We start from the raw sequence: 25,401 nt of genomic DNA, 5'->3' as shown, positions 1-25,401 counted from the left end.
CTCAGGAACCGATGATCTGACGATAGATGCCCGGCAGCGCCAGCGACAGGTGCTCGGGCCGGTTGACGATGGCATAGCTGCCGCGGCCGAACAGGTGCGGCACGTAACGGTGCCCCTCGCTGTCGACGGTGACGCCGAACACTCGGACCTCCTGCTGACGCGCCTCGAGCACGGCCCGGCGGGTGTCCTCGATGCCGTAGCGCCCCTCGTAGTAGTCGGTGTCGTTGGGCTTGCCGTCGGTCAGCACCAGCAGCAGCCGGTGGCGGTTGGGGCGCTTGGCGAGCTCCTGGGTCACGTGGCGGATCGCCGGCCCCATGCGCGTGTAGTGGCCCGGCTTGAGCGCGGCGATGCGCCGCCCCACCCGGTCGCCCATGGGTTCGTCGAAACTCTTCAGCGTATTGACCCACACCTTGTGGCGGCGGTGCGAGGTGAAGCAGTGAATGGCATAGTCGTCGCCGCAGCCGGCCAGGCCATGCCCCAGCACCAGTAGCGCTTCTTTCTCGACATCGAGGACACGCCGGTCCTCGAGCCAGGCCTCGGTGGAGAGCGAGACGTCGATCAGGATCGATACCGCCAGGTCGCGGGCCTGCTGGCGCGCCGCCATGTAGAGCCGGTCGCTGGATTCGCCGGTGGCCGCCAGGTCGCAGCGCGAGCGGATCACCGCGTCCATGTCGAGCTCGGTGCCATCGAGCTGGCCGCGCAGGATCTCGCGCCGAGGGCGCAGCGCCTCGAATTCGCGGCGCACCTTGCGGATGCGGCGCCGCGTGGCCTCGTCGGGCTCCCACTGCTCGCCCTCTTCGCTCTGCACGTCGCTCAATACCACGCAGTGGTCGGGCAGGTAGATCTGCTTGCGATGGTGCCACTCGGGGTAGGTATGGCGGCCGCTCAGGCGCCCGCCGCAGGCCTCGTCGGGCGCCAGGTCGAGGTCGAGCTTGAGCCGCGAGGCGGCCTGCTTGCGGTTGGGGCTGAGCACGATCTCTTCCATCTGGTCGGCGGCCTCCTTGGCCGTTTCTTCTTCCTCGTCCTCGACGTGACGGTTGAGGTTCACCATCTCGGCCCAGGAGAGCATCTTCTCCGAGGCGTTGAGCATCAGCGGGTCGTCGCGGTCGGCCTGGTCCTGCTCGCGGCGTTCGGCCTTGCGCTTGCCGCCGTCGTCGGCCTGCTGGTCGCGCCGCACGGCGACGTCGGAATCGTCGTCGATGGCTTCGCGCTCACCGTCGCGGGTGCCCAGCGCCACCACATCGCCCCACAGCGGCACCGGCAGCGGCGGGCGATAGCCGCGCGGGGCGTGGAAGTTCTCCAGCGGCAGCGCCGGGTCGAGGATGGCGTCGTGCATGGCGAGTGCCCAGCCCGCCTGGGGCGTCGGGCCACCGAGCTGGGCGAGCAGGGCCGATTCGAGGGCGGCCTCCATGGGCGGCAGGCGCTTGCGCTGCGGGCGAACCTCAAGCAGCGCCCGGCACAGGCGAGCATAGCGTTCGCTCAGGCCCGGAAAGCGCTCGAGCACCGCCTGGGTGGTGCGGCGGGACACGCGCAGCGCCTGCAGGTCGCGCTGCAGCGGGTCGTCGAGCCTGGCCGGAAGCTCGCCCAGGGCGAGGTAGGCGGTCAGCCACAGGTAGAGGTCGCGGTTGAGTTCGGCGCTGGGAAACAGGGCGATGCGCGGCGGCAGCAGCAGGTGCTCCTCGTCGCGGCGGGCCTGGTCCAGCGGCTCCTCGTCCAGGCCCAACCGCTGGCGCAGCGACAGCCGGTGGCTGGAGTTGCGCCGGGCGATGGCTGCCACCTCGACGCCGGCCTCGCCGCCACCGCAGCGGAAGAACACGCCAAGCAGGGCACGCAGGTCGTCGAGGCGTACCGCTGCCTCGGGGTGGTCCGGGTAGCTGACTGCACTGGAGGCCCAGCGATGCCAGCGGCGACCGACGAACTCCTCGACCTCAAGAAAGTCCAGCATGGGTGTCCTCCTTGGAGGAAGCGCTGACACATGTCACGAGCGCAGTAATAGGTCAGGGTTTCCTCAACCAAACGTGGCCTTGATTGCTTCCATCAGCCCCTGCTGCACGTCCTGGTCGTCGGACAGCGGCTCGACCAGGGTGGCGCAGGCGGCGTCGAGAATCGGCATGCCGGCGTTGATCAGCGTGGCGCAGTAGACCAGCAGGCGCGTGGAGACGCCCTCCTCCAGGTCCTGCCCCTTCATGGCGCGCAGGCTGGCGGCCAGGTTGACCAGCGCGGCGCAGCGCTCGTAGGCCAGGCCGCTTTCGCGGGCGACGATCTCGCACTCCACCTTGGGCGGCGGGAAATCGAACGACATCGCCACGAAGCGTTGGCGGGTACTCGGCTTGAGCGACTTGAGAATGTGCTGATAGCCGGGGTTGTAGGAGACCACCAGCATGAAATCGTCGGGTGCCTCGAGCAGCTCGCCGGTACGCTCCAGCGGCAGCAGCCGGCGGTCGTCGGTCAGCGGATGCAGCACCACGGTCACGTCCTTGCGCGCCTCGACCACCTCGTCGAGATAGCAGATACCGCCCTCGCGCACGGCGCGGGTCAGCGGGCCGTCGACCCAGCGGGTCTCGCCGCCCTGCAGCAGGTAGCGCCCGGTGAGGTCGGCGGCGGTCAGGTCGTCGTGGCATGACACGGTGAACAGCGGCCGGCCGAGCTTCGCCGCCATGTGGCTGACGAAGCGCGTCTTGCCGCAGCCGGTCGGTCCCTTGAGCAGCAGCGGCAGGCGCTGCCGGTAGGCCTGCTCGAACAGGGCGCACTCGTTGCCGACCGGCTCGTAGTAGGGCAGCTCCTGCTCGAATTGCTGGGCGGAAGCGGTAGCGATATGGGACATGGGCGTCACTCCGGGGAAGGCTCGATGGGGCGCTTGCACGCCCCATCGAGTAACGGTCACTCAGTGGCGGCCAGGGGCCGGCTGGAAGCGGGCACTTGCTCGCGTACGGGACCAAAGAACGAGTAGATCAGCATCACCGCGGCAACGGTCACGGCCACGCCGGTACCCAGGCGCATGATGTAGAACAGGTCGAGCTGGCTCTGCACCTGCATGTAGTTCATGCCCAGCACCCGCTGCAGGTGCGTCTGTACCACGCCAGCGAAGGTCAGGGTGAAGGTCATGAAGCACATGGCCGAGGTCATGATCCAGAAGCCCCACATGTTCAGCACCTGGTTGTAGGGCTGGCTGCGGCGGATCTGCGGCATGGCGTAGGTGATCACACCGAGGATCAGCATCACGTAGGCGCCGTAGAAGGCCAGGTGGCCGTGCGCGGCGGTGAGCTGGGTACCGTGGGTGTAGTAGTTGATGAACGACAGGGTGTGCATGAAGCCCCACACGCCGGCACCGAAGAAGGCGATGGTCGGGCAGCCCAGAGCCCACAGCATGGCCGCCTTGTTGGGATGGTTACGGCTGCCCTTCCAGAACATGTAGAAGGCGAACACCACCATGGCGAAGAACGGGATCACCTCGAGCGTCGAGAAGATGCTGCCGATGGGCTGCCAGTAGCTCGGCGCGCCGATCCAGTAGTAGTGGTGGCCGGTGCCCAGCAGGCCGGAGAACAGCGACAGGCCGACGATGATGTAGAGCCATTTCTCGATGACTTCGCGGTCGACGCCGGACATCTTGATCAACAGGTAGCCGAGCAGGGATGCCATGATCAGCTCCCACACGCCCTCGACCCACAGGTGCACGACCCACCACCAGTAGAGCTTGTCCACCGCCAGGTTGGAGGGGTTGTAGAAGGCGAACAGCCAGAACACCGCCGCCAGCCACAGGCCCAGCATCAGCACAAGGTTGATGGCCGTCTTGCGCCCTTTGAGCAGGGTCATGCTGGTGTTGAACAGGAAGATCAGGTACGAAATGGTGATCAGCACCTTGACCCAGAACGGCTGCTCGAGGAACTCGCGGCCCTCGTGGATGCCGAACTGGTAGCCCACCAGGGCCGCCGCACCGGCGAAGGCGAAGATGGCCAGCTGCAGGTAGGCCAGGCCGGGGCTGTGGATCTCCTGCTCGGCCTCTTCCGGCATCAGGTAGTAGGTGCAGCCCATGAAGCCGATCAACAGCCACACGATCAGCAGGTTGGTATGGCTGACGCGCATGATGTTGAACGGCATCAGCTCGGCCAAGAAGTGGGGGGACACATAGACCGTCGCCGCCAGCAGGCCGAAGACGATCTGCAGTGCGAACAGCGCCATGGCCACGGCGAAGAATGGCAGGGCCACCTTCTGGGTTTCGTATTTCATCGGTATCGTTCTCCTTGCCTCATCCCGGATTCACCGCATCAACCGGCGGGGTGCGGGGGCCAGTTCTGGTCGTCGATGGAATCGGTCCACTCGAGGAAATCGATCAGCGCGGTCATCTCCTCATCGGTAAGATCGAAGTACGGCATCTGGCGACGCCCTGGTGCTCCGGTCGGCTGGGCGCGCATCCAGGCAGTTATTGCCATGCGTGCGCCATCCGGGTTGGTATGGCCGCCATAGCGCTCCCAGACGTTGGCCAGTTCGGGAGCGAAATAGGCGCCTTCGCCCATGATGCTGTGGCAGTTGATGCACATGTTCTCTTCCCACACGTGCTTGCCGAGCTCGACGGACTCGGTGAGCCCCCCTTTGTCGGTGGACTTGGTCACCATGTACCAGTGGCTATGTGCCGTCAGTGCGGTGAACAACAGGAAGAAGAACAGCGAACCGCCATAGAAGATATTACGGGCCGCCGCCTTGGTGAGGCCTTCGGTCATGGCCATCCCCCCTTGCTAGTTTTGGCTTGCCTACGGGACCTGCGACCGAGGTCGGCGTCCCACCCCTTATAAAGATGCATCTCCAATACATGTTTAGATTAGCAGCAGCGGGCCGTTGCAAACATTGATGTCGGTCAATACGCGGGTAAAGAGAGGGGAAAACGGCAGAGATGGCGGGCTCGGCGAGCCTGTGTCGGAATGTCGCACGGCGGGCCGAGGCGCCCGCCGGGTGAGTCGGGGTTGGTATCAGCGCTTGGCGTCGGTGATATCCTCGATCCAGGTCAGTGCCGCCACCCCGGCCGGCAACCCCAAGGTCGGGATCGCCAGCATGGCCACCTGCTTCAAGGCCTCGGGCTCGATGCCCTCCTCCATCGCGCGGCGCATGTGCGAATGCACGGCCCCCTCGGAGCCGCCGCCCACGGCCAGCGCCAGCTTGACCAGGCGCCGCGTGCGGTCGTCAAGCGGGCCGGACTCGGCGCACGCCTTGCCAAGCGAGGCGTATGCCCGCCATACCTCGGGATAGTCATCGGCCACCTTGCCGGCGCCGGAGGGGAGATCTTGATTGGCCATGCTGCCATTCCTCGTTCTTATCGCTGAATTTCTACACGTGCGCCTCAGTATAGAAGTTCAGTGCGGCAGGGAAAGGGGCATTCGTGGCATGGGATGCGCTAAGTCGGCAAAAGGAAAAGAGGATCTTTTGTCAGCGCCGTACCCAGCATGTAGCAGAACACGACTACAGCGGCCAGGGCCGCCAGGGCGCGGGTGACAGGCGTACGCCCGCGCTTGATCGCCACCGTGCCCAGCAGGATGTAGCCGAACAGGCCCAGCAACTTGGCGGCTAGCCAGGGGTGCTGATGCGGCCACATCGAGAGCATGATCATCAGCGTGAGGCCGAGCACCAGCAGCAGGGTGTCGTTCACGTGGGGCAATATCCTGACCCAGCGCCGCTGCAGCAACGTGACCTCGCGCACCGACCACCAGGCCCGCACGATGAAGAAGGCGATGCTCAGCACCGCGGTGGTCATGTGCAGGTGCTTGATCAGTGCATAGTGTTCGATCATCGACTGGCTCCGGTTATCCCTTTCGCCCGCCTATCCCTCCTGGCCATCTGGGCGGGCACTCAATAGCGGCAGCGTATAGTGAAACAGGAAGATGAGATAGGCGATACACCAGAAGATGATGCTCAGGTTGTAGATCCAGTGGGTGATCTGCGGGAAGAGGGCAAGTATCGGCGAGCGCAGCAGGGCGGCGGCGAACATCAAGCCAAGGCCCACGCCGATTCCCGGCAGAGTACGAATCACGCGCCCCGTATGGCCGAGCGACACTCGCGCCATCATCGCCAGCATCATGGAACCGATGCCGCCGATGGCCAGCGCATGCACGGCAAGTTCGATGCGAAAGGCACCCAGCAGCGCCATCGACCACATCGCCAACCCGACCGGGACGAAGGCGTAGCTGAGGTGCAGCCCCCACAGCAGCGGCTCGTGCAGCGTACGATGCCCTTCCCAGCGCGCCAGCCGCACGAAGCCAGCCACCGCAGCCACCAGCATCACCGCCGCAAGCAGCGCGGCGGGCACCGCCACGCCGGCAAGCGTCAGCAGTTGCAAGAGCACCACCGCCAGTACCGAAGCCAGGGTCAGTTTCTCCAGCTTCGGGATGGGTGCTGGCTGCGGCCGCCCCAACTTGCGCGAAGTGAAGAAAGGGATCACCCGACCGCCCAGCAGCACCATCAGCACGGCGATCAGCAGCACAGCCAGGTAGGCCCCCTCGCGGATCAGCTCGACCTTGCCCTGCGCAACGCCGACATGCATCGCCAGGTTGGCCGTGGCCAGCAGCAGCAGTACCGGCACGAACATCAGGTTGCGCCACAGCTTCGCGGCTACCACCAGGCGCGCCATGATCAGCGCGGCCAGCGGCAGGAACGCCAGGTCAACGGTCGCCAATAGCCAAGCCGGCAGGCCTGAGGGATACGCCAGCAGCAGCCGCGCCGCCAGCCACAGCGCCACCAGGCCGAGCAGCGGTGCACCACTCACACTCTTGCGGCCGGTCCAGTTCTGCACCGCGGTCAGCAGGAAGCCGACCACCACGGCGGCGCCGAAGCCGAAGATCATCTCGTGCTGGTGCCACCACATCAGCCCGCCGTGGGGCCGCAGCAGGATATCGCCGTGCCAGAACGCGAACCACACCACCATCGCCAGCACGCTGAACAGCGAGGCCAGCAGGAAGAACGGGCGAAAGGCCAGCCGGGCGATGGGCAGTCGCGGCTGGCGGTCGACGGGAGGAGAAGTGTTCATGGCGTATACCCGACTTGAATGCTTGGACAAAGCCATTATGCGGGCTCACACCAGGCGGCTTCATGACGCGTATCAAGAATGCTTCTTTTTAATGGCCACGAAGCCAATGATTACTAGTGGCTGGTGCCTTCCTCGTACTGGGTCTTGTTCCAAACATTGTACTTGCCCGAGGGCTTGTTCATCGGCATCCGCCCCAGCTCCTCCAACGTATCGGCATCGAGCCACAGCAGGTAGCCGTCGTCGTCCCAGATACTCAGCAGCAGCGTCTCGCCGCGGCGGTCGAACTCGACGTGGGCGGCGGTCTTGCCGGGCTCGGGGATCAGCGTCTCGACGATCTCCAGGGTCCGCTTGTCGATCACGTGAACGCGGTCGTGGTTGGGGCCGAAGAAGACATCCACCCAGGCATAGGGCGAGTTGGCATGGCTGCGCATGAAGAAGCCGGGGCCATCGGTCTCGATCTGGGCGATCGGCGACCAGTCGCTCATGTCGAACACCGATACCAGGCCGCGGTCGATATGCGGCATCGCCATCACCCGGCGTCCGTCGAGCTCCCAGGTGATGCCGGCCCCAAGGTGCGGCATGCCCTCCAGCGGCAGGTCGGCGACCTTGGCTTCGCTGTCCAGGTCGAACACCTGCCCGCCCTGGCCGCCACGGGCCGCGCCCACCAGGTAGCGGTATTCGGGGTCGAAGAAGAAGTCGTCGAGGTAGTCGGGCGCCGCCATGCGATGCAGGGCGAAGTCGCCGACCAGCGGCTCGTCGCCCTCGGCCAGCGCCTCGGGCCAGCGAATCTCCCACACCTCGGGGATGTCCTTGAGCGCGACGACGAAGCTGTTGCGCGGGGGGGCGGTATACACGGCGCTGACCCGCGAGGTCTCGCCGTCGAGCCCCTCTACCGGAATGGATGCGATCAATTCGAGGTTGCGTGCATCGAGCAGCACGACGGAGTGTGGCAGGTAGTTGCCGGCCAGCACGTAGCGCCCGTCGGCGGAGACGGCGATGTTGCGCATGTTGATACCGGCGCGCACCTCGGCGGTGACCTCGAGGTTGTAGATGTCGTACTTGGTCACCCAGCCGTCGCGGGAGCCGAAGTAGACGTAGCGGCCATCCGGCGAGTACTTGGGCCCGCCGTGCAGCGCGTAGCGGCTGGGGAAGCGGGCGATGCGCTCGAACTTGTCGCCATCGAGCAGGCTGACGTGGTGATCGCCGATCTCCACCACCAGGAACAGGTTCTTGAGGTCCTCGACCTCGAACACCGGTTCGTCGGGCAGCGCGCCGTAATAGTGATCAACGATGTGGCTGGCCAGGATGTCCGCGTCGGTCCAGCTCGGCTCGACTTCGGGGCGTTCATAGATCCACCCCGCCAGAGCCTCGACCTCGGCCTCGCCGAGCAGTTCGCCGTAGGCCGGCATCTGGGTGGCCGGGCGGCCGTCGCGGATCACCTCGACGGCCTCGGCCTGCTTCAGGCGCGAGAGGTTGTCGGGCAGCAGCGCGGGGCCGATGCCACCCAGCCGGCCGACGCCATGGCACGCCGAGCAGTGCTGGTTGTAGAGCATGGCGGGGTCGGTAGCGTCGGCCCAGGCCGGAGGAGCAAGACCCAGCAGGGTAGCGAGTAGAACACGGCGCAGAGAACCGAATAGAGTACCGAATAAAGTACCGAGCAACAGAGCGGATCGCATCACAGCGCCAGCCTCCTCGCGTCGAGGCTTTCGGCATCGTGGCGAGTGAGCCGCGTCATGCCCGGTGCCAAGGTATCGGCCAGGCGCACCACGTCGCCTACCACAATCAGCGTCGGCGGCTTGAGCGCTTCGCGCTCGATCGCCTCCTCCAGGTCGCCCAGTGTGGTCAGCACATGACGCTGCTCGGGGGTGGTACCGCGTTCCACCAGCGCCACCGGATGCTCCGCCGGCAGTCCGTGGCGCTGCAGTTCGCGGCTGATCAGCGCGGCATTGGCCAGGCCCATGTAGAACACCGCGGTGTGGTGCGGTACCGCCAGCGCGGACCAGTTCAGCGCCAGCTCGCCGTCGGCCTTGGCGTGGCCGGTGACGAAGGTCACGCTCTGGGCGTGGTCGCGATGGGTCAATGGGAAGCCCGCATAGCTCGAGCAGCCCGAAGCCGAGGTGATGCCCGGCACCACGCGAAAGCCGATGCCGCACTCGATCAGGTGCTCGGCCTCCTCACCGCCGCGCCCGAAGATGTAGGGATCGCCGCCCTTGAGCCGCAGTACGCGCCGGCCTTCCCGGGCCAGCTTGGCCAGCAGGGCATTGGTCTCCTCCTGGGGCAGCGAGTGATGGCTCGAGGCCTTGCCCACGTAGTAGCGCTTCGCCTCCGGACGCGCCATGGCCAACACTTGCTGTGACACCAGCCGGTCGAAGACCAGGCAGTCGGCCTGCTGCAGCAGCGACAGGGCACGCAGGGTCAGCAGGCCCGGGTCGCCGGGGCCGGCGCCGACGATGGCGACCTCGCCGGGCGCCAGCGGCGCCTCGTCGAGGGCGAAGCTAAGGTGTCGCGAATGGCTATGTATGGTCATGGTCGGCCTCTCCCCGAAGCGTCAACGCGCTCTTGCAGTCTTTTTCTGTGGCTAAGCTTTCTTGTCGGAGCTTTGCGGCATCAGAGCTCAATGGCCTGGATGGCGCAGGGTGCGGCCACGCGACGCTGCCGGCCTGCTTCGACGCCGATCTCTTCGTTGCTGAGGTAGCAGCCGGGGTCCTCCTCCCACGGGTCGCCGGTGACCTTCCATGCCCGCACGCGGGTGTTGCCGTTGCAGATGGAGAGAAAGCGGCACTCCGCGCAACGGCCCTTGAGCGGCCTGGGGCGCTGGCGGAAGCCCTGCATCAGCTCGTCCTGGCTGTCGCGCCATATCTCCGAGAACGGACGGTTGCGCACGCTGCCGAGGTCGTGATCCCACCAGAAGGTGTCCGGGTGCACCGTGCCCAGGTTGTCGATATTGGCGATGTACTCCCCCGAGGCGTTGCCGCCCCAGTCGATCAGGCGCCGTTCCAGCGCATCGGCGCGGTCGGGGAAATGCTCGCGGGCCCACATCAGCAGGAAGGGGCCGTCGGCGTCGTTGTTGCCGGTGACGTACTCGCGCTCGACGCCGCGTTCCAGCTCGGCCCGGCAGTGGTCGAACAGCCGGGTCATGGCGTCACGGGTCATCTGGTACCAGGCGTCCTGCTTGCGGTGGCGGTGGCCGCGCCCGCCGTAGTTGAGGTGCGAGAGGTAGAACTTGTCGACGTCGTGCTCGTCGATCAGCGCCAGGATGGCGTCGAGCTGCTCGTAGTTCTGCTGGGTCAGGGTGAAGCGCAGCCCCACCTTGATGCCGTGCTGCTTGCACAGCTTGACGGCATGCATCGATTCGCGAAATGCCCCCTGGCGGCGGCGGAACTCGTCATGCGTCGCTTCCAGGCCATCGATGCTGATACCCACGTAGTCGTAGCCGCACTCGGCGATGCGCGCGATGTTGCTCTCGTCGATCAGGGTGCCGTTGGTGGAGAGACCGGTGTAGATGCCGAGCTGCTTGGCACGCCGGGATATCTCGAAGATATCGGGTCGCATCAACGGCTCGCCGCCGGAGAGGATCAGCGCCGGGACCCGAAACCGCTTGAGGTCGTCGAGGACGGTAAAGACCTCCCCGGTGGAAAGCTCGCCCTTGAAGTCGATGTCCGCCGACACCGTGTAGCAGTGCTTGCAGGTCAGGTTGCAGCGCCGGATCAGGTTCCAGATCACCACCGGGCCGGGGGGCTTGCGGGCCGGCCCCAGCGTTTCATGACCGGAAGGTGCGGGGTCGAGCAGCGACTTGACGTAGCGGGTGACACGGAACATGGAAACCTCCTCTGGGCGCGGCGCCAGCCTCAGCGCGGCCGGCCGGACGAGCGGGCAAGCCGCAGGCCGGTCTTCTTGAGAATGCGTGAGCTGTAAAGGATGCGATGGTCGCGGCAGGCATCGCCGAGCCGCTCGCGCAGCGCCTCGGCCTGCTGCTCCACTTCGCCCTGGCTGCGCCCGTGGAGCATGACGAACAGGTTGTAGGGCCATTCGGGCAGGTGTCGCGGGCGCCGGTAGCAGTGGCTCACGCCAGGGATCCCGGCCACTTCGCGGCCCAGGCGCTCGACATGGGCGTCGTCGACGTCCCATACGGTCATGCCGTTGGCCACGTAGCCCAGGCGGTAGTGGTTGGGTACCGCGGCGATACGACGAATCACGCCGCTGTCGATCATGCGCTGCATGCGGGCGCGCACCTCGTTTCCGGCAAGGCCAAGCGGTTTGCCCACCGCGCTCCAGGGGTCCGGCACCAGCGGCAGGCCGGCCTGGGTGGCCAGGACGATGTCGCGGTCGAGCGCATCCAGGCCATCCACGAGGCCTGTAGCGGGCACCGGCTCAGGCGTGCAGGTAGAGGCGGACATGGAATTCCTCCTGCTTGGGCATGTTGAATACGGCGAGGCCGGTGGCGGCCTCGATCGCCTCGATCACTTCGGCGATGCGCTGCGGGGTTTCGGTGGCCAGCACGAACCACATGTTGAGGCGATGCTCGCGGCGGTAGTTGTGGGCCACCTCGGGGAAGGCGTTGACCGTCTCGGCCACTCGGTCGAAGTCGGCTTCCGGCACCTCGAGGGCCGCCAGGGTCAGGCCGCCGCCCAGGCGCTCGGCGTGGTACATGGGCCCGAAGCGGCTGAGCACGCCGGCCTCCAGCAGCCGCTCGAGGCGATAGAGCAGCTCCCCTTCGGAGAGCGAGAGCTCGGCGGCCACCACGGCATAGGGCGACGGCACCAGCGGCAGCCCTTCCTGCAGGCGGTTGACGATGCGGCGGTCGGCAGCGTCCAGTTCGGCCGGCTCGGGCCGGTGGGCATGGGCAACGTTCATGGCGAATCCTCGCGGGTATAGCGGCCACCGCACTGCTTGTAGGCCTTGAGACTGAACAGCACGCGGCGAGGTATGTCCTGCAGCGCCTGACGCTCGACAATGTCGTCGAGCGCGGCCAGCACGCGCTCGCGCCGGGCACCGTGGATCATGCAGAACAGGTTGTAGGGCCACTCGGGCTGCTGACGCCGACGGCGGTAGCAGAGCGTCACGGCGGGCTCCGCGGCCAGGCGCCTGCCGACCTCGGCCACGGCAGTGTCGGGCAGGTCCCACACCACCATGGCATTGGCGCGGATGCCCAGGGCGTGATGGCGAACGACCAAGCCCATGCGCTTGATCAGCCCCTCGCGCTGCCAGCGCTCGACCCAGGCCAGCACTTCGGCCTCGCTCATGCCGCACTGCACGGCCAACACTTGCCAGGGCCGTTCGGTCAGCGGCAGGCCGCGTTCGAGCAGGGCCCGCAGCCGTTTCGCGGCAGCGTCGCCATGGGTCGCGGGAAGGGGAAGCGTCAGGCTCATGACGCCTCCAGCTCGGCCCAGGGAATGGGGAAGCCGAGGTCGATGTGGTAGCCCTCGACCATCGGCAGGCGCAGCAGCTGCCGGCCCAGTTCCTCTTCCAGTGCCTCCAGGCGCGCCTCGAGCTGCACCTCGTCGGCGGCCGTCATCACGAACCAGAGGTTGTAGTCGTGTTCTCTTGCGTAGTTGTGATTGACGCCTGGCGAGCGATTGATCGCCGCCGCCATCGCGTCACGTTCGGCCTCGGGCACCGCCAGCGCCGCCAGCAGGCTGGCACCGGCGCGGGCGTGGTCGAATACCGGCCCCACCCGGCTGAGCACCTCACACTGCTGCAAGGCCTGGAGGCGCTCGATCACTTGGGACTCGTTCGCGCCAAGACGCTCGGCCATGGCGGCAAAGGGGCGCTCGCAAAGCGGCAGGCCGCGCTGGTAGGCGTCGATGAGGCGGCGGTCGAGTTCGTCGAGTGCGGCCATGGGCAGTCACCGGAGGTCGATGGAGGCATGATCTTAAGCGGTATCTTACATGCCACATCAGTCCTGCAAGCCGCCATCGGCCGTGCCGTTGACGCAAGTCAAAAGACCCAGGCGACTTGCCAAGAGCTTGATGACGGTCAAGGCGACACCCTGCCCGGGGCAGGACACTGCGGTGACGGCCCGCTCCCCGTGGGGCCACACCGTTACGCTGTGCACGAGGTTCCCATGAAACCGTCGGTTCTGAGGTCGCTGTTCTGCGCTGCCCTGGTCTTGCCGGCCCTGGCGACCGGCGACGCGCTCGACCCCGAGCGTAAGGCCGAGCTGGAAACCCTGCTCTACCAGGATTGCGGTTCCTGCCACGGCATGACCCTGCGCGGCGGACTCGGCCCGGCATTGCCCCGCGACCGCATGGAAGGCTTCAGCACCGAGGCGCTCGCCCACATCATCCAGCACGGCATTCCCGGCAGCGCCATGCCGGGCTGGAAGGCGCTGCTCAGCGAAGCGGACGCGCGCTGGCTGGCCGAGCATCTGCGTACCGACAACCGCCTGGAATCGCTGCAGCAGGACTGACCCCGGAGACCCGCCATGCCCATTGCTCACCCGCTTAAGACACTGCTTGCCGCCGGCGCCCTGGCCCTACTTTCCACCGGGCAAGCCCTGGCCGAGACGACGGGTCAGAATGGAGAACTGCGCGGCACCGGGGACCTCGGCGTAGTCATCGAGCGTGCTACCGGCAGCGTGGCGCTGGTCGACACCACGGCAAGGACGGTGCTGCGCCATGTCGAAGGCTTCGGCGATCTCTCCCACGCCTCGGTGAAGTTCACCCGCGATGCGCGCCATGCCTTCGTCTTCGGCCGCGACGGCGGACTGACCAAGCTCGACCTGCTCACCGGCGAGATCGACGGGCGTGTCGTCCAATCGGGCAACAGCATCGGCGGCGCCATCTCTCAGGACGGCCGCTTCGTGGCGGTTGGCAACTACGAGCCGGGCGGGGTGAAGGTGTTCGATACCGAGACCATGGAGCTGGTGGTCGACGTGCCCGCGGACTACGAGAAAGCCGACGGCACCATCACCCAGGCCAAGGTGGTGGGCGTGGTCGATGCTCCCGGCAATCGCTTCGTCTTCAGCCTGTTCGAGGCCGGCGAGATCTGGACCCTGGACATGAGCGGCGACGAACCGGTGCTCGACAAGCATCGCGACGTGGGACGCGAGCCGTACGACGCCTTGATTACCGCCAACGGGCGCTACTACATCGCCGGGCTGTTCGGCGAGGATGGCATGGCGCTGCTCGACCTGTGGTATCCCGAGCACGGCGTGCAGCGCATCCTGCCCGATTACGGCCAGGGCGAAGAGCGCCTGCCGGTCTACAAGATGCCGCACCTGGAAGGCTGGGCGATGGCCGGCGACCTGGCCTTCTTCCCCGCGGTGGGGCGCCACGAGGTACTGGTCGCCGACAGCGACGACTGGTCGCTGGTGGGGCGCATCCCGGTGCAGGGCCAGCCGATCTTCGTCATGAGCCGCCCCGACGAGCGCCAGGTGTGGGTCACCTTCGCCCACCCCGACAACGGCCGGGTGCAGGTGATCGACACCCAGAGTCTCGAAGTGATCGAGACCCTGGCACCGGGGGAGTCGATCCTGCACAAGGAGTTCACGCCCCGCGGCGAGCACATCTGGATCTCGGCGCGGGACAGCAACCAGGTCGTGGTCTACGACACCCGCACCTTCGAGGAGCTGGCGCGGCTGCCGGCGCAGTCGCCCAGCGGGATTTTCTTCACGAACAGAGCGCATCGCATCGGGTTGTAGAATGGGACTCTTGACAGGCTCTCGCCTCGCGGCTAAATCAAGGAAAACAATAATTTTTTCCCTGACGCGAGAGCCTCTTGATGGATATCAATCATATCCTGCAACTACCCTTCACACATGAAGGCGGTTGGCAGCAGCTACGCCAGAGCCGGCCTTCCCTCAATGCGCTGATCCTGCGCGTGGTGCTGCCGCTGTCGCTGCTGCCGCCGGTGATGCTGTACTACGCCATCCATCACCACGGCGATGCCCTGCTGCCGGGCCTGGCCGAACGACCCTGGGCCATCATCGCTCCGGCGCTGTTCACCGCCGAGCTACTCACCTTCCTGGTGATGGGCTGGCTGATCCACGGCGTGGCGGACGCCCACCGCCTGCGCCTGAACCATCGCGATGCCTACTTCCTGGCCGCCATGGTGCCGCTGCCGCTGTGGTTCTCCTCGCTGACCTTGTTCGTTCCCGACATGGTCTTCATCGTCTGCGGCGTGCTGTTGGCGCTGATGCTGTCATGCGGTCTGGTCTACCACGGCCTGCAGGCGCTCGCCGAGCGCGAAGAAGACGACATCATGGTCATGTCCGCCACCTACACGATCATCGCCTTCGGCCTCATGGCCTGGGGGGTTCTGCTGGCGTTGGTGTGGGCGCTGTAGATCCCTTCCCACGCAGCCAGCCCCAGTCGTCGAACAGCACGTAGAGCGCCGGAATCACCACCAGCACCAGCACGGTGGCGCTGAGCAGGCCGAATACCACCGAGATCACCAGCGGCTTGATGGTGGCCGCCTGGGTGCTGGTTTCCGCCAGCAGCGGCAGCAGCCCAGCGATGGTCGTCGTCGAGGAGATGAGGATGGCACGCAGCCGGTCGCGGCTGGCCTGCCCCGCCGCCGCTGCGGCATCCAGGCCGTACTCGCGATGCGTATTGATGAACTGGATCAGGAGGATGGCGTTGTTGACCACGATACCGGCCAGCGACGCCGCCCCGATCAGCGAGGGCATGGAGAGGTAGTAGCCCATGAGTACATGACCCCAGATCGCGCCGATGAACGCCAGGGGGATCGTCAGCATGACGATCAGCGGCTCCACGTAACTGCGGAACTGGAACGACAAGATAAGGAAGATGCCCAGCAGGCCGATCAGCAGGCCGCGGCGAATCGAGCCGCCCGTCTCGGCGGAGCTGGCCACCTGCCCTTCGAAGGCGACCGTCACGCCGGGATGGCGCGCCTCGAAGTCGTCCAGCCAGCCGCCGCGCAGGTCGTCGACGATGGCCTGGGCGCTGGCGTGGCGCGCGTCGACATTGGCCTCCACCCTCACCGTACGGCGCCCGTCGATACGCGTGATGCGCGCCCAGTCACGCCGCTCGTGCATGTTCGCCACCACTTCCAGCGGTACCCGTCTGCCGTCGGGCAGGGTGATCGTCAGATCGGCCAGGTCATTCAGATCGTCGCGATCGGCTTGCGCCTGGCGCACCAGGATTTCCACCTCCAGCTCGCCGATGCGCTGGGTATCGGCCACTTCGCCAAGCAGGGCGGCACGCAATTGGACGGCCACCTCCTCGGCGTTCAGGCCGAGGCCGTGGGCGCCCTCGGCCAGGGTGTAGGCACGCTGCGGCTTGCCCAGGCGCAGGTCGTCGATGACGTTGTAGACGGCGTCGTAACTCTCCAGTTGGGTGGCCAGTTCCGTGGCGGCCGCCTTCAGCGCATCCAGCTCTTCGCCGACAAGCCTCACCTCGATCGGCATGCCGGCGGGGCCGAGCCCCGGCTCCTGGATGATCAGCCGCTCGATACCTTCGATCTGGCCGATCGCCTCGCGCCACGCCTCGGTCAGCGTATCGAGGGTGACACGGCGTCGCTCGGCGGTGAGCAGGTCGACCATTACCGTGGCCACGTGCGGGCCGCTTTCCCGGGCGCTGGCGTTGTGGTTGAAGCGCACCTGGATCGCCTCCACCAGCGAGGCGCCGTCGGGCTGCTCGGGTGAATAGCGCGCGTCCAGCTCGCGCATGGCCGCCTCGACGTGCTCGGCCACGGCCTCGGTGCGGGCCAGCGGCGTGCCCTGGGGCATGAGGATGCGCGCCTCCAGCACGTCGCCGTCGATATCGGGCATCGCCTCGCTGCCGATATGGCCACCGGCCATGAAGCCGAGCGAACCCAGCATCACGGTCAATACTGCCCCCAGCACCGCATGACGCCGGCGGATCGCCCCGTCGGCTAGCCTCCCGACCCGCTCGCGAAAGGTGTCGAAGCCGCGCTCGAAGGCCGCCCGGAAACGGGAGTCGTTCCGCTCGTGCAACCGCGACGCGCCGCCCTTGAGACTGCCCTTGAGATGATGCGGCAGGATCCAGAACGCCTCCACCAGGCTGGCCGTCAGCGCCGCAATCAGCACCACCGGCAGGACCTCCAGCACAGCACCCAGTTCGCCTGCCAGGAACGACAGCGGCGCGAATACCGCGACCGTGGTGAGAAAGGAGGAGAACACCCCCGGCAGCACCTGCCGCGTGCCGGTCACCACCGCTTCCAGCGGCGTGGCCGCCTGCATGGCGTGGGCGGCGACGTTGTCGGTGATGACGATGGCGTCGTCCATGACGATGCCGATGGCCATCAGCAGCGCCACCAGGGTGATCATGTTGAGCGACAGCCCGAGGAGCGCCATCACCGCGAAAGCACCCATGAAGGCCACCGGTAGCCCCAATACCGCCCACAGCGCCAGCCGGGGTCGGAAGAACGGGCTCATCACCAGTACTACCAGTGCCAAGCCCATGATGCCGTTGACGACCAGCATCCGCAGGCGATCACGCACGATGCCGGTCATGTCCTGGGTCAGGGTGAGCGAGAGCCGGCCGTCGAAGCGCTGTCGCTCCGCTTGCAGCAGGCGTTCCAGTGAATCCTTCACCGACAGCGCATCGGCACGCAGCGACTTGCTCACCTCCAGGACCAGCGCCGGCTCGCCTTCGAAGCGGATCTTCTCCTCGGGGCGCTCACCCACTTCGCGCAGGGTGGCGATCTCACCCAGGGTCAGTTCGCCGCCCTTGGGATCGGAAAGCACCACCAGCGAGGCGAGCTCCTCCAGCGAGCGGCGCTGATCGCTGAAGCGCAGCAGGATGTCGCGCTCGCGAGTCTCCAGGGTGCCGAGCGGCAGGTCGAGGCTCTGGCTGGCGATACGGGCGGCAAGCTGGCGTACCGAGAAGCCGTGCTGCCCCAGCATCTCGCGCGATACTTCCACCTGCCACTGGCGCTGGGACATGCCGTGGATCGTCACGTCCGCCACGCCCGGCAGGGCCATCAGGCGCTCCTCCAGGCGCAGGGCATAGCCTTCGATCTGGCGCCCCGGCATGTCGGCCGAGACCGCCACCGCGGCCACCAGGTCGCTGCGATGGCGTTCGCGCACCACCGGCCGCTCGGCGCGCGACGGCAGATCGCTGATCGCGTCCACCTCGGTTTCGAGCTCGTTGAGAAAACGAATGGCGTCACCACCCGCCGCCATGGTGGCGGTGGCACTGGCCAGGTTGTCCTGGGCGATACACTCGAACTCATCGAGATACTCGACGCCCTTGATCGCGTCGTGCAGGCGTCGGCAGACGGCGTCCTCGACGTCGGCGGCACTGGCCCCGCGGTAGGTCACCTCGATGCTACCCTCGACCGCGCGATAGTCAGGCAGCGTCTCGCGCTTGAGCTGGGGCAAGGCGAACAGGCCGGCGGCGATCAGCAGCACCAGCAGCAGGTTGGCCGCCGTGGGGTGGCCGGAGAACCAGCGGATCATGGCCGCTCTCCCGCCGCCTGCTCGGCAAGCTGGCGCTCGAGCGCCGCGTCACGCCGGGGAGCCAGCGCCATGCCCTGTATCGCGCTGGCGAGGCCGGTTACCACCACCCGTTCGCCCGGCACGAGGCCCGCGGCAATTACCGCCATGCCGCCCTGCTCGAAGCTCACGTCAACGTCGCGGCGTACCAGGCGGTCCTCGTCGTCCACCAGGTACAGCTCGCCCTGATGCACCGCGCTCGCCGGCACCACCAGCAACGGCTCGCGGCTCGGCGTGGAGAGGCGCACGCGGGTATACATGTCGCGCTGCAGCGGCGGCCGGTCGGGCGGCAGAACGTCTTGATAAGGATCCGCGACGCGGACCACCGCTCGCACGGTGCGCGTGGCCGGGTCCAGGCCGCTGGCGACACGCACCAGCCGCCCCGTCCAGCCCACGCCCTCGGCGCCGACCAGCGCGACCTCGGCCTCTATATCCGCCAGTTCCAGGCGCTCGCTCAGCTCCAGCGCGCTGCGGGGCGGCTCGTCGGGCACTACGCCAGCCAACAGGCGCCGCATCATGGCGAGGGGAATGTGCGCCTCCACCTCGGCCGTCGCCAGGCTGTCGGCTTCGAAGAGCCGTTGCCCCGTCGCCACGAACTGGTGCTGCTCCACGGCCACCTCGCCCAGGCGCAGGTCATAGGGCGCCAGAAAGCGAGTGTCCTCCAGATCGCGCCGGGCCTGACCCAGGCGCGCAGCGGCTCGCTCGCGCTGGGCGGCGAGAACGTCGCTCCGCGAGGGCATCAATGCCAGGGTATTCTCCAGCGACGCCACCGCCTGACGCTGGGCCAGCGTGCTGCGACGCTGCTCGTCGCGCTGCGAGGTGGAGACCGAACCGCTCTCGGCCAGCCGCTCGATGCGCGCCAGCTCGCGCTCGGCAAGGCTCAGCCGCTCTCGCTCCAACGCCAGCAAGCGGCGGGCGTTGTCCGCTTCGGTCTCCAGTTGATCGAGTTCTGCCGTCAGGCTGGCCAGTTCCGCCTCGGCCTCGGCGATGGCCAGCTCGTAGCGGCTCGGGTCGAGTGCCACCAGCAGGGACCCCTCGGCCAGCAGGGAGCCGTTCTCCAGCCCGGGATGGCGCTCCACGACCCGCCCGCTCACGTTGGCTATCGCCTGCCAGGTCTCGGCAGGTCGCGCCACGCCGTGTCCACGCGCTTCGAGGCGAAACGCCAGCGGGCGCGCTTCGATGAACGCCACGCGCGCTGGCGTGACCGCCGCCTCGCTACGCTCGGGGGCCTGGCGGTTGACCACGAAGAGCACCAGCAGGGCCGCGCCCACGGCCACGCCGGCAAGCACCACTAGCGCGCGCCCCAGGCGCCGGGTTGGACGAATCATTGGCGCACCTCGCCATCGGGGTGGATGCCATGACAGTAAAGCTCGAATGCCCCCGGGGCCTGCTGGGCGACATGGTTCATGTTGCCGATCATCAACGACTGCATGACCAGCCCCTGGATGGTGCCGATGAACTGCGTGGCTGCCGCCTCGATGTTCAGACCCTGGCGCAGTTCACCGGCGGCCTGGGCCTGGCTCAGCAGCAGCTCGACCCGTTCGCGGTAACGGAACAGGAGTGAGCGGACCAGTCGCCGGGCCGGGGTCGGCCGGGCATGCTGCAACTGCCCCATCATCAACCGAGGCACGCCGGGGTGATCGACGATGAAGGCGATATGCGCATGAAACATCGCCTCCAGCGCGGCGAGGGGGCCGTCGGCCTCGGCGGCCGCAGCGTCCAGTCGCTGCATCACCCGCTCGCCCACCCAGCCGATAACCGCCTCCCAGACAGCGTCCTTGCTGGGGAAATGACGAAACAGCGCGCCCTGGGTGACCCCCATGTGCTTGGCGATATCGCCCGTGGTGATCGTCGCCGGATCGTCGCCCGCGCTCAGCTCGATGACCGCCTTGACGGTGAGTTCACGCCGCGCTTCGGCGGTGAGATTGCGCTTGGTCGACATCAGCGACTCCAAAAGATAGTAATCGATTACTATCTTATGCCGCACTCTCTCGTACCGCCAGCACTAACCCACCTCGCCATGACCCTCATCAAAAGACGCCTCTCCTTAGTCGACTAGCATGGTCGGGTTTACCCAGACTGCGAGGAGAGCGACATGGAGCTCGTCTGCCCGGCCGGCAACCTGCCGGCCCTGAAGCGGGCGGTGGATGAAGGCGCCGATGCCGTCTACTTCGGCTTCCAGAACGCCACCAACGCCCGGCAGTTCGCCGGCCTCAACTTCACCGACAGTCGCGCCCGTGAAGGCATCGACTACGCCCATGCCCGCGGCAAGCGGGTGTTCTGCGCCATCAACACCTACCCGCAGCCCGACGGCTGGGCCCAGTGGACCCGCGCCGTGGACCAGGCCGCCGAGCTCGGCGTCGACGCCCTGATCATGGCCGACATGGGGCTGCTCGACTACGCCGCGCGGCGCTACCCGGATCTCGCCCGCCACCTCTCGGTGCAGGGCTCGGCCACCAGCCACGAGGCCTTGCGCTTCTATCACGACCAGTTCGGCATCAAGCGCGCCGTGCTGCCGCGGGTGCTCTCCATCACCCAGGTCCGCGACCTGGCCAAGCAGAGCCCGGTGGAACTCGAGGTGTTCGCCTTCGGCAGCCTGTGCATCATGGCCGAGGGGCGCTGCTACCTCTCCTCTTACCTGACCGGGGAGTCGCCCAACACCCGCGGGGTCTGCTCGCCGGCGGCCCACGTACGCTGGGAGGAGACGCCGCAGGGGTTGGAGTCGCGCTTGAACGGCGTGCTGATCGATCGCTACGGCGAAGGCGAGCGCGCCGGCTACCCCACCCTGTGCAAGGGGCGCTTCGAGGTCGGCGGCGAGACCTACCACGCCATCGAGGAGCCCACCAGCCTCAACACCCTGGAGCTGCTGCCGGAGCTGCGCGAGCTGGGCATCAGCGCGGTGAAGATCGAGGGCCGGCAGCGCAGCCCGGCCTACGTGTCAAAGGTGGCCGGCATCTGGCGCCAGGCACTGGATCGCCTCGAGCGAGCACCCGAGCGCTTCCACCCCGACCCCGCCTGGATGGCCGGCCTGGGCGAGGTCTCCGAGGGCGCCACTACCACCCTGGGCGCCTATGAGCGCCGCTGGAAATAGGAGTCCGTATGTCATCCGATTCCCTGCAGCTCGCCCTGGGCCCGGTGCTGTTCTACTGGACCCGCGAGCGCTACGCCGACTTCTATCGCGAGGCCGCCGACTGGCCGGTGGAGAGCGTCTATCTGGGCGAGTCCGTCTGCTCGCGACGGCGCGACATGAAGCTCGACGACTGGCTCGGCATCGGCCGCGAGCTGGCCCAGAGCGGCAAGCAGGTGGTGCTGTCGAGCCAGACGTTGATCGAGTCAGAAGCCGATCTGCGCGACCTGCGAAAGCTGTGCGACAACGGCGAGTTCACCGTCGAGGCCAACGACCAGAGCGCGCTGCAACGCCTCGCCGCCGCGGGCCTGCCCTTCGTCGCCGGGGCCGCGCTCAACCTCTATAACCCGGCGGCCATCGGCGTGATGGCCCGCGCCGGCATGCGCCGCTGGCAGGCGCCGGTGGAGATGTCGCGCGACGATCTCGCCCGGCTGCTCGCCGACTGCGCCGCCGAGGGTCTCGACCGGCCCTGCGAGGTATTCGCCTACGGCCACCTGCCGCTGGCCTGGTCGTCGCGCTGCTTCACCGCACGGCGTCACCAGAAGCCCAAGGACCGCTGCCAGTTCGTCTGCCAGAAGTACCCCGAGGGCCTGGCGCTGCGCTCGCAGGAGTCGAAGGAGGTGTTCACCCTCAACGGCATCCAGACCCTCTCGGGGGCCTGCCAGGATCTGCGTTACGAAGTGGGTGACATGGTCGCGATGGGCGTGGCGGTAGCGCGGCTGAGCCCGCGGGCCGAGGGCATGGCCGAGGTGGTCGCCGCCTTCGATGCCGCGCGCCGCGGCGAGCTGCCTGCCCCCGACCCGCTGGCGCTGGTCGAGGCCGAGGTGTGCGACGGCTACTGGCACGGCCGCCCGGGCATGGACAACACCCGGCTGCCCGTCTGACCCCCGCTATGAGCGCTTTAGCTTGTGTATTCGAGCCCCGCCGACCGGCGGGGTTCGTCGTTCCCCGGCGTTCCAAATGGCCGTTTTCTGACCTGGGTCATTTCCCCCCGCTGCCGAAGACACTAGCCTTTACACACCATATGTTGTGTATGGAAACACCAATTGGCAGCACATATAGGGAGATAACGGTGAACGCCCCCACCCGCCAGGCCAGCCCGCGCCGCATCGACGTCGCCTCGACCGTCAACGAATACCTCGAACGCGCCGACTGGCGCGTGCACGCCAACGCCAACCAGGGCTACTCCCTAGGTGGGCTGATTCTCAACGTCTCGGGCAAGCTGATCGCCAACTACTGGCTCGACGAGGTCTACCCGGCGGAGGTCGGCGCCGCCCACCGCGAGGGCGACCTGCACATCCATGACCTCGACATGCTGTGCGGCTACTGCGCCGGCTGGTCGCTGCGCCAGCTGCTGATCGAAGGCTTCAACGGCGTGCCCAGGCGCGCCGAGAGCGATCCGCCGCGGCATCTCTCCAGCGCGCTGGGGCAGATGGTCAACTTCCTCGGCACGCTGCAGAACGAGTGGGCCGGCGCCCAGGCCTTCAGCTCCTTCGATACCTATCTCGCGCCCTACGTGCGCCGCGACGCCCTCGACTTTGCCGCGGTGAAGCAGGCGATCCAGGAGTTCATCTACAACCTCAACGTGCCGTCGCGCTGGGGCAGCCAGACGCCCTTCACCAACCTCACCTTCGATTGGGTGTGCCCGGCGGACCTGCGCGACCAGGTGCCAATCGTCGGCGGCGAGGAGCAGTCCTTCACCTACGGCGAGCTGCAGGCGGAGATGGACCTGATCAACCGCGCCTACCTGGAGGTGATGGAGGCCGGCGACCGCCAGGGGCGGGTATTCACCTTCCCGATTCCCACCTACAACATCACCGCGGATTTCGACTGGGAGAGCGACAACGCCGAGCGGCTGTTCGCCCTGACCGCCAAGTACGGCCTGCCCTACTTCCAGAACTTCCTCAACTCCGACCTGGAGCCGCACATGGTGCGTTCCATGTGCTGCCGCCTGCAGCTCGACCTCACCGAGCTGCTCAAGCGCGGCAACGGCCTGTTCGGCAGCGCCGAGCAGACCGGCTCGCTGGGCGTGGTGACGCTCAACTGCGCGCGGCTCGGCCATCGCTTCGCCGGCGACCGGGCGGGCCTGTTCACTGAGCTCGATCGCCTGCTGGCGCTGGGCCGCGACAGCCTGGAGCTCAAGCGCAGCTGCATCCAGCAGTGGATGGACGAAGGGCTCTACCCCTACACCCAGCGCTACCTGGGCACCCTGCGCAACCACTTCTCCACGCTGGGGGTGAACGGGCTCAACGAGATGGTGCGCAACTTCTCCGACGACCGCTACGACATCACCGCCCCGGAGGGGCGCCAGCTCGCCCTGGAAGTGCTCGACCACGTACGTTCAAGAATGCAGGAATTCCAAACCGAGACCGGCCATCTCTACAACCTGGAGGCGACCCCGGCGGAGGGCACCACCTACCGCTTCGCCCGCGCCGACGCCGAGCGCTTCCCCGGCATTCTGCAGGCCGGCACGCCGGAAGCGCCCTACTACACCAACTCGAGCCAGCTGCCGGTGGGGCATACCGACGATCCTTTCGAGGCGCTGATCCACCAGGACCCGCTGCAGACCCGCTATACCGGCGGCACCGTGCTGCACCTCTACATGCGCGAGCGGCTCTCCAGCGCCACCGCCTGCCGCAAGCTGGTGCACACCGCATTGTCGCGCTTCCGCCTGCCCTACATCACCGTGACGCCGACTTTCTCGATCTGCCCGGTGCACGGCTACCTGGCCGGCGAACACGAGTTCTGCCCGAAGTGCGACGAGGCACTGCTGGCAAGACGCGCCGCGGCCGTTTCGGCCTGAGCGTTTTTGCAACTTTCTGCTTTTCAATCCGCTGTTTTACCCACCACTGGAAGGAGCCAAGAAGATGACGAACATCGACACCCTGCCCACCGAACAACGCCAGCGCTGCGAGGTGTGGACCCGCGTGATGGGCTACCACCGCCCGGTCAGCCAGTTCAACGTCGGCAAGCGTTCCGAGCACCGCGAGCGACGTCATTTCACCGAGCGGGCCGCCGCCCTGACGTCCTGAAACACGCCACTGCCTGACTGAGCTGCCGGGCCTCTGCGCCCGGCACTGGAGCCTTCAGATGATCGCCACCGATCTCGACCCGCCCGCCTTCGCGCCCTTGGACGGTATCCGGCTACCCATCGCCGGCATGACCCAGATGACCACCCTGGACTATCCGGATCACCTGGCCTGCGTAGTCTTTCTGCAGGGCTGCCCGCTGCGCTGCGGCTACTGCCACAACGGGCACATGATGCCGCCACGGCGTGGCGACGAGCGGGAGTGGCAGGCGGTTCGGGAGTTTCTCGAGGAACGCCGGGGGCTGCTCGAAGCGGTGGTGTTCAGCGGTGGCGAGCCGACCCTGCACAACGCCCTGCCGGCCGCCGTCGCCGAGGCGAAGGCGATGGGTTTCAAGGTGGGATTGCACACCGCCGGGCCTTACCCGGCGCGGCTCTCTCGCCTGCTGCCGAATCTCGACTGGGTGGGGCTAGACGTGAAAGGGCGCGGGCGCGACTTCGACCGTATCTGCGGGCGCCCCGGCATCTGGCAGCGCAACAGTCAGAGCCTGATGGCGCTGCTCGACAGCGGCATCGACTTCGAGTGCCGTACCACCGTGCACTGGCGCGACTTCGACCTGGCCGACGTGGAGCGCCTGGCGCTGACCCTGGCCGACTGCGGCGTGCGCCGCTACGCCATTCAGGTGGCGCGCACCCGACAGTGCCTCGACCCGGCCTACTGTCAGCCGGTGGAGAACGCGCCGCCGCGGGCGATGCTCGCCGGGCTGGTCAGGCGCCTTTCCCCTCATTTCGAACGCATCGAGCTGCGCGATTGA

At 67.1% G+C, this 25,401-nt stretch carries 25 protein-coding genes; 8 read left to right on the top strand and 17 right to left on the bottom strand.

The annotated features are described in order from the left end of the window. Window position 1: 1 nt before the first annotated feature. The 14 genes from ACRWQA_RS01060 to ACRWQA_RS00995 form a co-directional block, all read right to left on the bottom strand. Window positions 2–1,945 carry a nitric oxide reductase activation protein NorD gene (locus tag ACRWQA_RS01060; RefSeq protein ID WP_434228901.1) on the bottom strand — a complete coding sequence of 648 codons (1,944 nt, stop codon included), beginning with the start codon at window positions 1,943–1,945 and terminating at the stop codon, window positions 2–4. Between the two features lie 63 nt (window positions 1,946–2,008). Next, window positions 2,009–2,824: a CbbQ/NirQ/NorQ/GpvN family protein gene (locus ACRWQA_RS01055; RefSeq protein WP_263582079.1), complete on the bottom strand. Its 816-nt coding sequence runs from the start codon at window positions 2,822–2,824 to the stop codon at window positions 2,009–2,011. A 56-nt stretch (window positions 2,825–2,880) separates the two neighbouring features. Beyond that, window positions 2,881–4,227, bottom strand: a complete 1,347-nt coding sequence (locus tag ACRWQA_RS01050; RefSeq protein WP_263582078.1) for a cbb3-type cytochrome c oxidase subunit I — start codon at window positions 4,225–4,227, stop codon at window positions 2,881–2,883. 38 nt (window positions 4,228–4,265) lie between these two features. Beyond that, entirely contained in the window at window positions 4,266–4,718 is a 453-nt protein-coding gene (locus ACRWQA_RS01045; RefSeq protein ID WP_263582077.1) for a c-type cytochrome, read from the bottom strand. A 246-nt stretch (window positions 4,719–4,964) separates the two neighbouring features. Continuing rightward, a complete protein-coding gene (locus ACRWQA_RS01040; RefSeq protein ID WP_263582076.1) occupies window positions 4,965–5,288 on the bottom strand; it encodes a carboxymuconolactone decarboxylase family protein in 324 nt (107 codons plus the stop codon). A gap of 98 nt (window positions 5,289–5,386) precedes the next feature. After that, window positions 5,387–5,779: a SirB2 family protein gene (locus ACRWQA_RS01035; protein WP_263582075.1), complete on the bottom strand. Its 393-nt coding sequence runs from the start codon at window positions 5,777–5,779 to the stop codon at window positions 5,387–5,389. Window positions 5,780–5,809: 30 nt separating this feature from the next. Continuing rightward, window positions 5,810–7,012 carry an NnrS family protein gene (locus tag ACRWQA_RS01030; RefSeq protein ID WP_263582074.1) on the bottom strand — a complete coding sequence of 401 codons (1,203 nt, stop codon included), beginning with the start codon at window positions 7,010–7,012 and terminating at the stop codon, window positions 5,810–5,812. A gap of 113 nt (window positions 7,013–7,125) precedes the next feature. Then, entirely contained in the window at window positions 7,126–8,688 is a 1,563-nt protein-coding gene (locus ACRWQA_RS01025; protein ID WP_434228955.1) for a cytochrome D1 domain-containing protein, read from the bottom strand. After that, window positions 8,688–9,539, bottom strand: coding sequence for a uroporphyrinogen-III C-methyltransferase (gene cobA, locus ACRWQA_RS01020; protein WP_434228898.1), 852 nt, complete (start codon window positions 9,537–9,539; stop codon window positions 8,688–8,690). Before cobA ends, ACRWQA_RS01025 begins: the two co-directional genes overlap by 1 nt. A gap of 80 nt (window positions 9,540–9,619) precedes the next feature. Further along, window positions 9,620–10,831: a heme d1 biosynthesis radical SAM protein NirJ gene (gene nirJ, locus ACRWQA_RS01015; protein WP_434228896.1), complete on the bottom strand. Its 1,212-nt coding sequence runs from the start codon at window positions 10,829–10,831 to the stop codon at window positions 9,620–9,622. 29 nt (window positions 10,832–10,860) lie between these two features. After that, window positions 10,861–11,409: a siroheme decarboxylase subunit beta gene (gene ahbB, locus ACRWQA_RS01010; protein WP_434228894.1), complete on the bottom strand. Its 549-nt coding sequence runs from the start codon at window positions 11,407–11,409 to the stop codon at window positions 10,861–10,863. Then, window positions 11,384–11,866, bottom strand: a complete 483-nt coding sequence (locus ACRWQA_RS01005) for an Lrp/AsnC family transcriptional regulator (protein ID WP_434228892.1) — start codon at window positions 11,864–11,866, stop codon at window positions 11,384–11,386. Before ACRWQA_RS01005 ends, ahbB (ACRWQA_RS01010) begins: the two co-directional genes overlap by 26 nt. After that, the gene (ahbB, locus tag ACRWQA_RS01000; RefSeq protein ID WP_434228891.1) at window positions 11,863–12,381 is read right to left on the bottom strand and encodes a siroheme decarboxylase subunit beta; all 519 of its coding nucleotides are present in this window, start codon (window positions 12,379–12,381) and stop codon (window positions 11,863–11,865) included. Before ahbB (ACRWQA_RS01000) ends, ACRWQA_RS01005 begins: the two co-directional genes overlap by 4 nt. Continuing rightward, complete coding sequence (locus tag ACRWQA_RS00995) at window positions 12,378–12,851, bottom strand: AsnC family transcriptional regulator (RefSeq protein WP_434228889.1); 474 nt, start codon at window positions 12,849–12,851, stop codon at window positions 12,378–12,380. The genes ahbB (ACRWQA_RS01000) and ACRWQA_RS00995 overlap by 4 nt, the downstream gene beginning before the upstream one ends. 225 nt (window positions 12,852–13,076) lie before the next feature. Between ACRWQA_RS00995 and ACRWQA_RS00990 the strand changes: the two genes are divergently transcribed. From ACRWQA_RS00990 to ACRWQA_RS00980, 3 genes are all read left to right on the top strand, one after another. Further along, window positions 13,077–13,421, top strand: a complete 345-nt coding sequence (locus tag ACRWQA_RS00990; protein WP_263582067.1) for a c-type cytochrome — start codon at window positions 13,077–13,079, stop codon at window positions 13,419–13,421. Between the two features lie 15 nt (window positions 13,422–13,436). Then, entirely contained in the window at window positions 13,437–14,654 is a 1,218-nt protein-coding gene (locus ACRWQA_RS00985) for a cytochrome D1 domain-containing protein (RefSeq protein WP_434228887.1), read from the top strand. A gap of 80 nt (window positions 14,655–14,734) precedes the next feature. Then, window positions 14,735–15,298, top strand: a complete 564-nt coding sequence (locus tag ACRWQA_RS00980) for a YIP1 family protein (protein WP_434228886.1) — start codon at window positions 14,735–14,737, stop codon at window positions 15,296–15,298. On the opposite strand, the gene ACRWQA_RS00975 is transcribed toward ACRWQA_RS00980, so the two are convergent. The 3 genes from ACRWQA_RS00975 to ACRWQA_RS00965 are packed head-to-tail and all read right to left on the bottom strand — an operon-like array spanning window position 15,255 to window position 20,376. Further along, entirely contained in the window at window positions 15,255–18,398 is a 3,144-nt protein-coding gene (locus ACRWQA_RS00975) for an efflux RND transporter permease subunit (protein WP_434228884.1), read from the bottom strand. The genes ACRWQA_RS00980 and ACRWQA_RS00975 overlap by 44 nt on opposite strands. Continuing rightward, a complete protein-coding gene (locus tag ACRWQA_RS00970; RefSeq protein WP_434228882.1) occupies window positions 18,395–19,762 on the bottom strand; it encodes an efflux RND transporter periplasmic adaptor subunit in 1,368 nt (455 codons plus the stop codon). Before ACRWQA_RS00970 ends, ACRWQA_RS00975 begins: the two co-directional genes overlap by 4 nt. Beyond that, window positions 19,759–20,376, bottom strand: coding sequence for a TetR/AcrR family transcriptional regulator (locus ACRWQA_RS00965; RefSeq protein WP_434228880.1), 618 nt, complete (start codon window positions 20,374–20,376; stop codon window positions 19,759–19,761). Before ACRWQA_RS00965 ends, ACRWQA_RS00970 begins: the two co-directional genes overlap by 4 nt. A gap of 153 nt (window positions 20,377–20,529) precedes the next feature. Between ACRWQA_RS00965 and ubiU the strand changes: the two genes are divergently transcribed. The 5 genes from ubiU to ACRWQA_RS00940 all read left to right on the top strand — a co-directional run bounded on the left by ubiU (window position 20,530) and on the right by ACRWQA_RS00940 (window position 25,401). Beyond that, on the top strand, window positions 20,530–21,525 hold the full coding sequence (ubiU, locus tag ACRWQA_RS00960) for a ubiquinone anaerobic biosynthesis protein UbiU (RefSeq protein WP_434228878.1): 996 nt from the start codon (window positions 20,530–20,532) through the stop codon (window positions 21,523–21,525). A gap of 8 nt (window positions 21,526–21,533) precedes the next feature. Then, the gene (locus ACRWQA_RS00955; protein WP_434228876.1) at window positions 21,534–22,445 is read left to right on the top strand and encodes a U32 family peptidase; all 912 of its coding nucleotides are present in this window, start codon (window positions 21,534–21,536) and stop codon (window positions 22,443–22,445) included. A 188-nt stretch (window positions 22,446–22,633) separates the two neighbouring features. Next, entirely contained in the window at window positions 22,634–24,364 is a 1,731-nt protein-coding gene (locus ACRWQA_RS00950) for a ribonucleoside triphosphate reductase (protein ID WP_434228874.1), read from the top strand. Between the two features lie 64 nt (window positions 24,365–24,428). Further along, the gene (gene nrdD, locus ACRWQA_RS00945) at window positions 24,429–24,593 is read left to right on the top strand and encodes an anaerobic ribonucleoside-triphosphate reductase (protein WP_263582059.1); all 165 of its coding nucleotides are present in this window, start codon (window positions 24,429–24,431) and stop codon (window positions 24,591–24,593) included. Between the two features lie 58 nt (window positions 24,594–24,651). After that, entirely contained in the window at window positions 24,652–25,401 is a 750-nt protein-coding gene (locus ACRWQA_RS00940) for an anaerobic ribonucleoside-triphosphate reductase activating protein (RefSeq protein WP_434228872.1), read from the top strand.

This window comes from Billgrantia sp. C5P2, from assembly GCF_051062895.2.
Note: the sequence above shows the minus strand (reverse complement) of the source record. Positions and strands in the feature narration are given on the sequence as shown.